This window comes from Desulfocurvus thunnarius, assembly GCF_055390965.1.
The window spans coordinates 3038597-3050455 of the sequence record NZ_AP042411.1; the positions used below are offsets into that span (position 1 = coordinate 3038597).

Annotated in this window: 10 protein-coding genes; 7 read left to right on the forward strand and 3 right to left on the reverse strand. The window is 71.9% G+C overall.

Features of this window, described 5'->3' with window-relative positions:
* Positions 1-433 precede the first annotated feature (433 nt).
* Positions 434-1330: a flagellin N-terminal helical domain-containing protein gene (locus ACZ5KV_RS13275; protein WP_464239786.1), complete on the forward strand. Its 897-nt coding sequence runs from the start codon at positions 434-436 to the stop codon at positions 1328-1330.
* 257 nt (positions 1331-1587) lie between these two features.
* Positions 1588-1956, forward strand: a complete 369-nt coding sequence (locus tag ACZ5KV_RS13280; protein ID WP_464239787.1) for a cupin domain-containing protein — start codon at positions 1588-1590, stop codon at positions 1954-1956.
* A gap of 98 nt (positions 1957-2054) precedes the next feature.
* Here ACZ5KV_RS13280 and ACZ5KV_RS13285 read toward each other — a convergent pair whose 3' ends face one another.
* A complete protein-coding gene (locus ACZ5KV_RS13285; RefSeq protein ID WP_464239788.1) occupies positions 2055-4160 on the reverse strand; it encodes a peptidase U32 family protein in 2106 nt (701 codons plus the stop codon).
* Between the two features lie 72 nt (positions 4161-4232).
* Between ACZ5KV_RS13285 and ACZ5KV_RS13290 the strand changes: the two genes are divergently transcribed.
* The 5 genes from ACZ5KV_RS13290 to ACZ5KV_RS13310 all read left to right on the forward strand — a co-directional run bounded on the left by ACZ5KV_RS13290 (position 4233) and on the right by ACZ5KV_RS13310 (position 9240).
* Positions 4233-5033 carry an iron-sulfur cluster-binding protein gene (locus ACZ5KV_RS13290; RefSeq protein ID WP_464239789.1) on the forward strand — a complete coding sequence of 267 codons (801 nt, stop codon included), beginning with the start codon at positions 4233-4235 and terminating at the stop codon, positions 5031-5033.
* Between the two features lie 12 nt (positions 5034-5045).
* Positions 5046-5957, forward strand: a complete 912-nt coding sequence (locus ACZ5KV_RS13295; protein WP_464239790.1) for a dihydroorotate dehydrogenase — start codon at positions 5046-5048, stop codon at positions 5955-5957.
* 68 nt (positions 5958-6025) lie between these two features.
* Positions 6026-6469 carry a DMT family transporter gene (locus ACZ5KV_RS13300; protein ID WP_464239791.1) on the forward strand — a complete coding sequence of 148 codons (444 nt, stop codon included), beginning with the start codon at positions 6026-6028 and terminating at the stop codon, positions 6467-6469.
* Positions 6470-6564: 95 nt separating this feature from the next.
* Entirely contained in the window at positions 6565-7275 is a 711-nt protein-coding gene (locus ACZ5KV_RS13305; RefSeq protein WP_464239792.1) for an AsmA family protein, read from the forward strand.
* Positions 7276-7401: 126 nt separating this feature from the next.
* Positions 7402-9240, forward strand: a complete 1839-nt coding sequence (locus ACZ5KV_RS13310) for a bacteriohemerythrin (protein WP_464241842.1) — start codon at positions 7402-7404, stop codon at positions 9238-9240.
* 84 nt (positions 9241-9324) lie between these two features.
* Here the strand turns inward: ACZ5KV_RS13310 and mutY are convergent, their stop codons facing one another.
* Both mutY and ACZ5KV_RS13320 read right to left on the reverse strand, forming a co-directional pair.
* Complete coding sequence (gene mutY / locus ACZ5KV_RS13315; RefSeq protein ID WP_464239793.1) at positions 9325-10491, reverse strand: A/G-specific adenine glycosylase; 1167 nt, start codon at positions 10489-10491, stop codon at positions 9325-9327.
* A gap of 195 nt (positions 10492-10686) precedes the next feature.
* Positions 10687-11790 (reverse strand): 6-phosphofructokinase, encoded by a 1104-nt coding sequence (locus tag ACZ5KV_RS13320; RefSeq protein ID WP_464239794.1) that lies wholly within the window; start codon positions 11788-11790, stop codon positions 10687-10689.
* Positions 11791-11859: the final 69 nt, after the last annotated feature.

The window sequence follows — 11859 nt, forward strand, 5'->3', positions numbered from 1 at the left end:
CCGCGCTTTGCGCGGCGCCTTTTTTGCGCCCACCGCGCGGGGCGGTGTGCGCGGGGCGGTGCGAAACGGGCCGCTCCGCGCCCCGCCCCATGCCGGGCGCCGGGCGGCCCTGTCCTGGGGGGGGCCGCCCCCCGCGCCTGTCCTTCGCTTTCCGCGTTGCTTCGCCGTGCGGCGGCATGGATGCCGACGCGGCCTGCCCGGGAGATTCGCCCCGGGCCTGGCGCGCGGGGTGGTGCTCTTTTTGCCCTGTCAGCCGGGGCTTTGCCGCCAGCAGGTCCGGAAAATCAACGCCCGGCGAAAAAAAACCTAAAGTCTTGTGGATAAAGGCCGATAAGGCATGCAAGTGGGTAGGGGCGAAAGGCCGCGCGAAGTGGGGACTTTGACGCCGGCGGCCCCTGGCAAGGAAGCCCTGAACATTCAAGGAGGAAAGGCTATGTCTCTGATTATCAACCACAACCTCATGGCGGGCAACGCGGCCCGCAACCTGGCCTCGGCGTTCAGCGACCTCGGCACCTCGGTGCGGCGCCTGTCTTCGGGCCTGCGCGTGGGCAACGCCGCCGACGACGCGGCGGGCCTGGCCATCCGCGAGCTCATGCGCGCGGACATCGCGTCCCTGAACCAGGGCGTGCGCAACGCCAACGACGCCATCTCGCTGATCCAGACCGCCGACGGCGCCCTGGGCGTCATCGACGAGAAGCTGATCCGCATGAAGGAGCTGGCCGAGCAGGCGGCCACGGGTACCTACAACTCCGACCAGCGCATGATCATCGAGTCCGAGTATCAGGCCATGGCCTCGGAAATCACCCGAATCGCCAACTCCACGGACTTCAACGGCATCTATCTGCTGAACGGCAACCTCTCGGGCTCCGACTCGACCCACGACGGCTCGGGCCTGGTGTCCACGGGCCCGCTGAAGGTCCACTTCGGATCGAGCAACGACAGCGCCGAGGACTACTACTACGTCAGCATCAACAACTCCACGGCCTCGGCCCTGGGCGTGGGCAACAGCTCGGGCGTGGGCGCGGGCTACACCATCTCCACCCAGTCCGCCGCGCAGAACGCCCTGGAGGCCCTGAACGAGGCCATCATCTCCAAGGACAACATCCGCGCCTCCCTGGGCGCCACCCAGAACCGCCTGCAGAACACCATCTCGAACCTGCAAATCCAGGCCGAGAACCTGCAGTCCTCGGAGTCGCGGATTTCCGACGTGGACGTGGCCACGGAGATGACCGAGTTCGTGCGCAACCAGATCAAGTCCCAGTCGGCCGTGGCCATGCTGGCCCAGGCCAACAGCCTGCCGCGACTGGCCATGTCCCTGCTGGGGGGGTAGGCGAGGCGTCCGGGGCCGGCTGACCGGCCCCGCCCCGGGCGCACGCTCCGCCTTCCGGCGGAACGTGGGTGCCCCGGCGCATTCCGTCCCCCGGCCCATCCCGGGCCGACCTTGCCCACGAGAGCGGGGCCGCAAGGCCCCGCTTTTCCCTTGCCCCCGGCGGGCGTGGCGGAGGCCGGGAGGGGCGCCGTCCGCCCCTCGTCCGGGCCCCCGTGATGCCGCTTCACAAGCCCCGGCCTTTGGGGCATGGTCCGGCCATGACGCTGAAAACCCGCTACACTCTCGTTCCGCCCTACGTGACCAAGGACGGCTCCGTCATCCGCGAGCTGATGCACCCCGCCGTACACGGCAACGCCGCCCAGAGCCTGGCCGAGGCCACGGTGGAGCCCGGCGGGGTCACGGCCCTGCACCGCCACCCCGTGTCCGAGGAGTTGTACCACGTGCTGGAAGGCGCGGGGGCGATGACCCTGGGCACGGAAACCTTTGCCGTGGCCCCCGGCGACACGGTGTGCATCCCGCCCGGCACGGCCCACCGCATCGCGAACATGGGGCCCGGGCCCTTGCGCGTGCTGTGCTGCTGCGCCCCGGCCTACGCCCACGACGACACCGAGCTGCTGCCGGGCTGAGGCCCGGCCCGCGGCGGAACGCAAGCGGCCCCGGCTCCGGCCCTGGAATCGTCCAGAGCCGGGGCCGGGGCCGTTTCGTCGCCGCGTGCCGGAATGGGCTAGAGCAGCTTGAGGTCCCAGTTGAAGGTCGAGGAGCGCGTGGCCTTGGGCACCTCGCGCGGGACGGACTCGAACAGGTGCGCGAACATCACGTAGCCCGCGGCCGCCAGTTCGCCCTCGCGGGTGCGCAGGTCGATGCCCCAGTTGGGGTAGATCCAGTTGTTGGGCCCGTAGCGCCGCGTCCAGCAGATTTCCCCCTTGGGGCTTTTCAGCGGCTTTTCGGGCTTCACCGCGCCCACGGGGATGCGCGTCACGCCCAGGGGCCACATGCCGTAGGTCAGGAAACCCAGGGGCAGGGGGCTTTTCAGCGGCAGTTCCAGGGCGTCCTCGCGGGCCAGCTCGGGGCTGGCGAAGGCCCCGGCCAGGCCCATGTCCGCCAGGGCCTGCACGGCCAGGGCGTTGGCCACGTTGCAGAAAGGCCCGGCCCACAGCTCCAGCTCGCGGCGGCGCGGAGGGCGGGGGCCCTTGGCGCCCTTGCCGCGCAGGGGGCGGCGCAGGTGCGCCCCGCCCTCGCGCTGGCGCGCCTGGGCGGCCTGGGCGGGGCTCGCGTCCGCGTCCAGCCCCGGGAACAGGCTGGCCTGCCACGGTGCGCCGAGCACGAAGCGCGTGGCCCCGGCGCGCAGGGCCTGGGCCACAATGTCGGCCCACATGCGCTCCTCGTCGGGCCAGATCACCGGCGGCAGCCACCACCAGTTGCGCCCGGCCCCGGCCAGTTGCGCCTTGGGCGAGAGCCACACCGCCGACGACAGGCCCCGGGCCAGGGCCTTGGGGGGGTGGCGGTTGACGTTTTGCACCACCACGGCCTTGGGCCCGCCCGAGCGGGCAAAGGGCCGGGGCATGGCCGGGGCGAAGTCCGGCGCCTTGGCCGCGCCCTGGGCGCCCGGGGCCTGCGGCGCGGCGGCGCGCTGGGCCAGTTCCTGTTCCAGGGCGGCGATGCGCCGGGTCAGTTCGGGCTCGCGGCGGTCCACCAGGAAGATCGTCGTGCCCGGGCGCGGGGCCGGGCCCTGGGGCGCGAAGTCCAGCCGCCCGCCCTTGGGCACGGCGCGGTTGATCTTGATGGTCTGGTGCCAGGGTTCGTCCTCGTAGCCCACGCGCAGCAGGTCGCCGGGCAGCAGGCCCAGGCGCGGCACGATGTGCGGCCTGCGGGCCCGGGCCTGGTCCAGGGTGGCCACGGGCAGGCCCGAGCCGGTCTGGCCCCCGGGCTCCACCGGGTGGTGCAGGCGCTGGGGCAGGAAGCCGTAGTGCGTGCGCGGCCTGCCCAGGGCCTGCTCCAGCAGTTCCTGGGCGGTCTTGCGCGCGGCGGGGTCGTCGATGGCCCCGCGCAGCAGGCGGTAGGCCGCCACGGTGTAGTAGACGTAGTGGGGGCCCTTTTTGCGGCCCTCGATTTTCCAGGCGCGGACCCGGGGCATGCCCAGCAGCGGCTTGACCAGCACGTCCAGGCCCAGGTCGTTGCAGGAGAAGAAGCGTTCCTTGCGCGTTTTCTGCTCGTATTCGCGGCGGCAGGGCTGCACGCAGCGCCCGCGCAGCCCGCTCTTGCCGCCCATGTAGCTCGACCAGTAGCAGCGGCCGGAGACGTTGTAGCACAGGGCGCCGTGGACGAAGACCTCCAGGTCCAGCCCCGGGGGGCAGGCCTCGGCGCAGGCGCGGATCTCGTCCACGTTCAGCTCGCGCGGCAGGACCACCCGCGACACGCCCAGGCGCTCGCCCAGGGTCGCCAGGGGCAGGGGATGGCTCACGTTGGCCAGGGTGGACAGGTGCAGCTCGCCCTGGAATCCGGCCTGACGCGCCAGGGCGGGCAGGGCGAGATCCTGCACGATGAGGGCGTGGGGCTGCACGGTTTCGGCCAGCCGCGCGATGAGCCGCCCGGCGGCGGGCACGTCGCCGGGCTTGACCAGGCTGTTGAAGGCCACGTACACACGGCAGTCGCGCTCGCGGGCCAGGGCCGTGAGGTCGGCCAGTTCGCCGACGCCGAAGTTGCCCGCCTGCATGCGCGCCGAGAAGTGCTTCAGGCCGAGGTAGATGGCGTCGGCCCCGGCGGCCAGGGCAGCCAGAAAGGCCGCGCGGTCCCCTGCGGGAGCCAGGATTTCCGGCTCGTTGCTTGTCATGGTTTCTCCAAGTCTGTATCGTGCCCGAATGGGCATCAGGGCATACTACTCGACCAATAAGGAATATGGCCGATGTTTGCAAACGCTTGCCAGGACGTGACGGTACGGCGCCTGACCCGCCTGGGCGCGGGCGGGGCGCAGGGTGATTTCTTCGAACTGGCCCTGGATTTTCCGGGCGCGGACAATGCCGCCTGGGCCCGCTGGCGCCCGGGGCAGTTCGTCATGATCCGCCCCGAGAGCTTCGGGCTGGACCCGCTCATGGGCCGCCCGTTCTCCATCGCCCGGGCCGACGAGGAGCACGGCGTGTGCGTGTGCTTCCAGGTGGTGGGCCGGGGCACGGCCAAGCTGGCCGCCCTCGAGCCCGGCGACAGGGTGGCCCTGTGGGGCCCCCTGGGCAACGCGTTCGCCGCGCGCCCGGGCGCCGCGACCCTGCTGCTCGCCGGGGGCATAGGCATCGCCCCGTTCCTGGAATACGTCAAGCGCCATTCCACCAGCGCGGACCTGCGGCTCATCTTCGGCCACCGCCCGCCGCTGGACAGCTACCCCTTCGCCGAGATGGCCGCCCGGGCCGCCTGCGAGGCCCACCGCGAAACCTGCCCCGAGGATTTGCAAAGCTTCATCGCCCTGCTGGGCGAGGTCATCCCGCAATACTGCCCGGACGGGCTGATCCTGGCCTGCGGGCCGCTGCCGTTCCTGCGCACGGTGGGGCGGCTGGCGGGCGAGGCCGGGGGCCGGGCCCAACTGTCCCTGGAAAACCGCATGGCCTGCGGCATCGGCGCCTGCCTGGGCTGCGTCACCGAGCACAAGGAGCACGGCCCCTTGTCGGTGTGCGCGCGCGGCCCGGTGTTCTGGTCCGACGAAATCACCCTCTAGGAGCCGCCAACCATGGACATGACCGTTTCCTTCGCCGGGCTGACCCTGGACAACCCGATCATGACCGCCTCGGGCACCTTCGGCTACGGGGTGGAGTACATGCGCTTCGGCGACCTCGCGCGCCTGGGGGCCATGGTGGTCAAGGGCCTGTCGCTGGAGCCGCGCCGGGGCAACGCCATGCCGCGCATTGCCGAAACCCCGGCGGGCATGCTCAACGCCATCGGCCTGCAAAACATCGGCGCCCGCGAGTTCGTGGAAAAGCGCCTGCCCTCCCTGCCCTGGGCCGAAACCCCGGTCATCGCCAACCTCTACGCCTGCTCGGCCGGAGAGTTCGGCGATCTGGCGGCCTATCTGGCCGGGCAGGAGGGCGTGGCCGCCCTGGAGGTGAACATTTCCTGCCCCAACGTCAGCGAGGGCGGCATCCTCTTCGGGCAGGACCCGCGCCAGGCCGCGCAGGTCACCGAGGCCGTCAAGCGCCGCGCCGGAGCCAAGCCGGTCATCGTCAAGCTGACGCCCAACGTCACGGACATCGCGGCCATGGCCCGCGCCGTCGAAGGCGCCGGGGCCGACGCCCTCTCGCTCATCAACACCCTCTCGGGCATGGCCGTGGACGCGCGCACCCGCAGGCCGCGTCTGGCCAACGTCATCGGCGGGCTCTCCGGCCCGGCCATCAAGCCCGTGGCCCTGCGCTGCGTGTGGCAGGTCTGCCGCGCGGTGAACATTCCGGTCATCGGCATCGGCGGCATCGTCAGCGCCGAGGACGTGCTGGAATTCATCCTCGTGGGCGCCACGGCGGTGCAGGTGGGCACGGCCAATTTCATCCGTCCGGACCTCGCCTTCCGGCTGGTGGAGGAACTGCCCGCCCTGTGCGCCGCCCTGGGCGTGGAGTCCTGGGGCGCCTACCGCGGCAGCCTGAAGGCCTGATCCGTCCGCAATCCCTCCTTTTCCCCCTTCCCGGGCCGCCGCGCGGCCGTTTCAGGAGACATCCGGTCATGGACAATCTGCTCTACATCGTGCTGGCGCTTCTGGCCGGGGCCACGGCCCCGGTGCAGGCGGGCATCAATTCCCACTTGCGCGAGTCCTGGGCGGGCAACGCCGTGACCGCCTCGCTGGTGTCCTTCATCGTGGGCACCCTGGCCCTGGGCGCCTACCTGCTGGCCACGCGCGCGCCCTGGCCCGGGCTGCCCGTGCGCGTGCCCTGGTGGCAGTGGACCGGCGGTCTTTTCGGTGCCTTTTTCGTGACGATGACGGTGCTGCTCTCCTGGCGCCTGGGCGCCACGGCCATGTTCGCCCTGGTGGTCGCCGGGCAGCTCATGGCCTCCCTGGCCCTGGACAACTGGGGCCTCTTGGGCTACCCGGTGCGCCCCCTGAGCTGGGAGCGCCTGCTGGGCACGGCGCTTTTGGTGGCCGGGGTGGTGCTCATCCGCCGGGGCTAGCCTCGCGGCGGCTCTTGCCTTGTCCGCGCGAATAGGATTGAATGCCTTTGTCCGGGCGCGCAGCGCGTCCGGGCCTTGCTGTTTGCGGAGAATGGATGAAGAGCCTGTTTCTGACCTGCGCCCTGGCCGTGGCCCTGGGCCTGGGCGGGGTTGCCGCCTGGGCCGTGGTGCGCGTGAACCCGGGCATCCGCTGCTCCGTGGAAATCTGCGGCTCGGGCCTGCTCGGCGCGCCCGTGGCCCTGGACGAGGCCGACGTGTCCCTGTTCGCCCACAGCGGCGAGCTGCGCGGGCTGCACGTGGGCAACCCCGAAGGCTTCGTCGGCCCCCTGGCCGCGGACCTGGGCACCGTGCGTCTGGACCTGGCCCCGGAGTCGTTCTCCGGGCCGGTGGTGGCGGTGCGCAGCCTGGAAATCGACGCCCCGGCCCTGACCTACGAGCGCCGCGCAAGCGGCGCCTCCAATCTCGACGTTTTGCTGTCCAACGCGCTGGAAAGCGCCCGGACCGAGCAGGCGGCCCGCGCGGTTCGTGCCCTTGAGGGCGGCGAGCCCGGCGGCGGGCAGTTCCTGCGCATCGACGTGCTGGTCGTGCGTGGCGCGACCCTGGCCCTGGGGCCGGGCGCCGCGCCGCTGCCCCTGCCCGACCTGCGCCTGGAAGGCATCGGCCACGGCCGGAGCGAGGGCGGGGTGGTGCCCGCCGAAGCCGTGGCCACCGTCCTGGGCGCCCTGGCCCGGGCGGCCGATCAGGCCGTGATCGCCCTGACTTTTCCGAGTACGCCGGGGGCCCCGTCCCCGGCTCCCGGGCCTTAGGTCCGTTTTGCTCTGCCGGAGTTGCCTTTCTCGCCCATCTTCCAACCGCGACCGCACATGTTGCGCGCAAAACCGGGGAACCCGATGCCTTTTCCAGTGAAAACCAAGGCGTTGTTGCATTTGATTGTGAGCCTGGCCGCCGTGCTCCTGGTGGCTCTCGTCCTGCTGTTCGGGGGCGTTTCGGAGCACGCCGGGGCCCTGGCGTTGTCCGCCGTGGCCCTGGGGCTGCTGGCGGCGGCCGTTTCTCCCGTGCTGGCCGGGCTCGGCGTGCGCCGCGCCGCCGCGCGGGTGGAAGCCCTGGCGCAGGACGCCGTCCGGCTGACCCGCGAGGTGGACGGCAAGGGCATCCTGCCCTCCCAGGTTCCCGCCGACGAGGTGTCGGCCCTGGAGGTTGCCCTCAAGGAGTTGCGCACGGCCATCCACGCCCGCTGCGCCGAGACCGAGCGGGCCCACAACGAGGCCCTGGGCAACGCCCGCGAGGCCGAGGCCGCCCACCGCGAGGCCCAGGCCCGCGAAAAGGATCTCGCCGCGCGCAACGCGGGCATTACCGAGGCCGCCCACCGGGCGGTGGACCTCGCCGCGACCATGGCCCAGGCCATGGAGCGCCTGGAGGGCATCGTCGCCTCGGCCACGGCCGGGGCCGGAACCCAGAAGGACCGCATGCGCGACACGGCCACGGCCATGGGCCAGATGACCGCCACGGTCATGGACGTGGCCCGCAATGCGGGCGACACCTCGGACAAGGCCGCCCAGACCATGCGCCTGTCCGAAGACGGCGCCGGGGTCATGGAAGGCGTGCGCACGTCCATCGCCACGGTCACCGACCATACCTCGGCCCTGCAGATGACCATGCAGCAACTGGGCGAGCAGGCCCGCAGCATCGGCGGGGTCATCAGCACCATCAACGACATTGCCGACCAGACCAACCTGCTGGCGCTGAACGCGGCCATCGAGGCCGCCCGCGCGGGCGACGCCGGGCGCGGCTTCGCCGTGGTCGCCGACGAGGTGCGCAAGCTGGCCGAAAAGACCATGCTGGCCACCAAGGAGGTGGAGGCCCAGATCGGCTCCATCCAGAGCGGCGTGGCCCGGGGCGTGGACGTTTCGGAGCAGATGATCACGGGGGTCGGCGACGCCAACGCCCGCAGCGGCGAGGCCCGCGAGGCCCTGGAGCGCATCCGGGCCATGGCCGTGGAGACCTCGGGCAGCGTGGAGGCCATCGCCACGGCCAGCGAGGAGCAGTCCGCCGCCAGCGAGGAGATCGCCGCCGCCGTGGACGAGGTGTCGCGCATCGCCGAGGACACCGCCGGGGGCATGGACGAGTCCGGCGCCGTGCTGCACGAATTGCTGCAACTGCTGGACAACCTGGAATCCACCGTGCAGGGCATGACCGGTGCTCCGGGCGCCATCCGGCGTTCCGGCGCCTCGCGTCCGGCGGCCAAGGCCGCGGCCGCGCACCCCGCGCCCAGGGCCGGGGCCCGGCCCGCCGCCAAACCCTCCGCCAAACCCGCCCCCAGGCCCAAGCCCGCCGCCAAGCCCGCCGCCGCCACCCGGGGCGGCTTTCCCATCCAGTGGAGCGATGCGGCCATGTCCGTGGGCATCGCGGAGATCGACGAGCAGCACAAGGTGTTGGTGTCCATGATCAACGAACTGAACGAGGCCATGCGCTCGGGCCGGGGCAAGGACGCCCTGGGCGACATGATCCGCGGCCTCAAGGACTACGCGGCCTTCCACTTCGCCCACGAGGAGAAGCTGATGACGGCTCACGAGTTCCCGGGCTATCTGGCCCACAAGGCCCGCCACCGCGAGTTCGTGAAGCAGGTGGTGGACTTCGAAAAGGAGTTCAAATCCGGCAAGGCCGCCCTGACCATGGAAATCATGCAATTCCTCAAGGACTGGCTGGTGGAGCACATCCAGGGCACGGACCGGGGCTACACCAAGCACATGAACGAGCGCGGCGTGCATTAGGCCGCGCCGCCACGACCCGCGAAACGCAAGGCGCCGCTCCCGCAAACGGGGGCGGCGCCTCGGTTTTGCGCGGGCCGGGCGGCCTCAGGCCCAGGGCTCAAGCCCCGGCAGGGGCGGCCGGGCGGCCAGCCAGTCCAGCAGCTTGCGGTGCCCGGCGGGAAAGGCCAGGGCCGTCAGCTCCCGCGGGGCGGCCCAGCGCCAGTCCACGGCTTCGGTGAGCACGGGCTCGGGCGGCGCGCCGTCCATGGCCAGGGCGAAGCAGTTCAGGGTCACGCGGAAGCGCGTGTAGCCGTGGCGGATGACCGTCAGCGGCGCAGTCACACGCACGGTGAAGCCCGTCTCCTCCATGTATTCGCGGATCACGGCCTGGGCGGGCGTCTCTCCGGGCTCCACGCCTCCTCCCGGGAATTCCCATAATCCGCCCCATACGTCGCCGGGGGCACGTTTCTGGACGAACACCCGGCCTTGGTGCACCAGCACGCCCGTGGCCAGGGCCAGGGGTACGATGTCCTTCTTTTTGCCGGGCACGGGGCGGTGGGGCGCGATGTCCAGCCTGCGGGCCTCGCAGGCCGGAGCCAGGGGGCAGGCCGCGCAGCGCGGCCCGCGCGGCGTGCAGACCAGGGCGCCCAGCTCCATGAGCGCCTGGTTGTGCTCCCGGGCGCGGCCCGGCGGCAGCAGCGCCCCGGCCAGGCGCCACAGTTCGCGCTGGGTTGCGGCCTCGCCCGCGGGCGCGTCGAGATCGAACAGGCGGCAGAAGACCCGGGCCACGTTCGCGTCCACCAGGGGTTCGTCCCGCCCGTAGGCGATGGAGCGCACGGCGGCGGCGGTGTAGCGGCCGACCCCGGGCAGGGCCAGCAGGGCCTCCATGGCCTCGGGCACCCGCCCGTCGTGGCGCTCCATCATGGCCCGGGCGGCGGCGTGCAGGTTGCGCGCGCGGCTGTAGTAGCCCAGGCCCTCCCAGAGCTTGAGCACCTCGTCCTCGCGGGCGGCGGCCACGGCGGCCACGTCGGGCAGGCGCCCGGTCCAGCGCAGGAAATAGTCCACGGCGCGGTCCATCTGCGTCTGCTGGAGCATGATCTCGGAAATCCAGACGTGGTAGGGTTGGTAGTCGCGCCGCCAGGGCAGGGGCCGTTTGTTGGCGGCGAACCAGGGCAGCAGGGCGGCCAGGGCGGCGGCGGAGGGGGCCGTGGGTTCCGTGGTCGTGGCGGCGGAAGCGGAGAGGACCGGGGCGGAGGCTGTGGTGCGTGGCATGGCGTGGGGTCGGGTTGTGGTGGGCCGTGGGCGGACCGGGGCAGAAGAACACGGCGCGGCCCGGAAGGCAAGGGGGCGGCGGGGGGCGGGCGGGAGCCCGGCGGGGACAGCCAAGGGGCGGCGCCCGCAGGCCCCGCCCCGATTGTCTGCCGCATCCGCCCGGCCCGTCGTGCCTGGCCGCCCCGCGCGGTACGGCTACATGCGCGCGCGGCCCATGTTGATGCCGATGGCCTCGGCGGCCTCGATGAGCTGCGAGGTGGGCGGCACCGTGCGGACCACTCCGGCCAGCTCGGCGATGGGCACGAGCACGATGTCGGGCGTGCGCAGGGCGACCATGTGCCCGAATTTGCCCTCGGCCGCCGCCTTGACCGCCGCCGCGCCCAGGCGCGTGCCCAGCACGCGGTCGAAGGCGCAGGGCGAGCCGCCGCGCTGGATGTGCCCGAGTACCGTGGTGCGCACCTCCAGGTCGATTTCCTGCTTGATGAGCCCGGCCAGATAGTTGCCCACGCCGCCCAGTTGCGGCACGCCCTGCAGGCGCGTGGTGGCGGCCTCCTGGGTGATGGCGCTGCCGCCCACGGCCACGGCGCCCTCGGCGACCATGACGATGGTGAACGGGCTGCCGCCCTGGGCGCGCAGGGTGATTTTGCGCACCACGTGGCGGATGTCGTAGGGAATCTCGGGGATGAGGATGATGTGCGCGCCCCCGGCGATGCCCGCCTCCAGGGCGATCCAGCCCGCGGTGCGGCCCATGACTTCGAGGAGCATCACCCGGTGGTGGCTGCGCCCGGTGGTGTGCAGGCGGTCCAGGGCGTCGCAGGCGACCTGCACGGCGGTCTGGAAGCCGAAGGTGTAGTCCGTGCCTTCCAGGTCGTTGTCGATGGTCTTGGGGATGCCGATCATGGGCACGCCCTTTTGCTGGAGCTTGTAGCCGATCTCCAGGGTGCCCTCGCCGCCGACCACGAACAGGCAGTCCAGCCCCAGCTCGCGCACGGTCTGCACGGCCTTGTCGGACAGGTCGCTCACGCGGATGGTCCCGTCCTCGTTCAGCTCGCGGTAGGCGAAGGGATTGCCCTTGTTGGTCGTGCCCAGGATGGTGCCGCCCAGGGTCAGGATGTCGCGGGTCACGGCGGTGTCCAGGGTCATGGTCCGCCCGGTGACCAGGCCGTCGAAGCCGTTCTGGATGCCCACGACCTGGGCGCCGTGCTGGATGACGGCCGCCCGGGTCACGGCGCGGATGACGGCGTTCAGGCCGGAGCAGTCGCCGCCGCCGGTAAGGATGCCGACTCGTTTGAGGGTCATGGTGCCTCCTGGGCTGGGGTGGGGGGATCGGGGCATGGTTTCGCATACCCGGGACGGCACCCGGGCGCA

Bases quoted from the DNA above. Each gene is read 5' to 3' on its own strand.
- ACZ5KV_RS13320 (WP_464239794.1), bottom strand. From the start codon at position 11,790: ATGACCCTCAAACGAGTCGGCATCCTTACCGGCGGCGGCGACTGCTCC.
- ACZ5KV_RS13285 (WP_464239788.1), bottom strand. From the start codon at position 4,160: ATGACAAGCAACGAGCCGGAAATCCTGGCTCCCGCAGGGGACCGCGCG.
- ACZ5KV_RS13305 (WP_464239792.1), top strand. From the start codon at position 6,565: ATGAAGAGCCTGTTTCTGACCTGCGCCCTGGCCGTGGCCCTGGGCCTG.
- ACZ5KV_RS13280 (WP_464239787.1), top strand. From the start codon at position 1,588: ATGACGCTGAAAACCCGCTACACTCTCGTTCCGCCCTACGTGACCAAG.
- ACZ5KV_RS13290 (WP_464239789.1), top strand. From the start codon at position 4,233: ATGTTTGCAAACGCTTGCCAGGACGTGACGGTACGGCGCCTGACCCGC.
- mutY (WP_464239793.1), bottom strand. From the start codon at position 10,491: ATGCCACGCACCACAGCCTCCGCCCCGGTCCTCTCCGCTTCCGCCGCC.
- ACZ5KV_RS13275 (WP_464239786.1), top strand. From the start codon at position 434: ATGTCTCTGATTATCAACCACAACCTCATGGCGGGCAACGCGGCCCGC.
- ACZ5KV_RS13295 (WP_464239790.1), top strand. From the start codon at position 5,046: ATGGACATGACCGTTTCCTTCGCCGGGCTGACCCTGGACAACCCGATC.
- ACZ5KV_RS13300 (WP_464239791.1), top strand. From the start codon at position 6,026: ATGGACAATCTGCTCTACATCGTGCTGGCGCTTCTGGCCGGGGCCACG.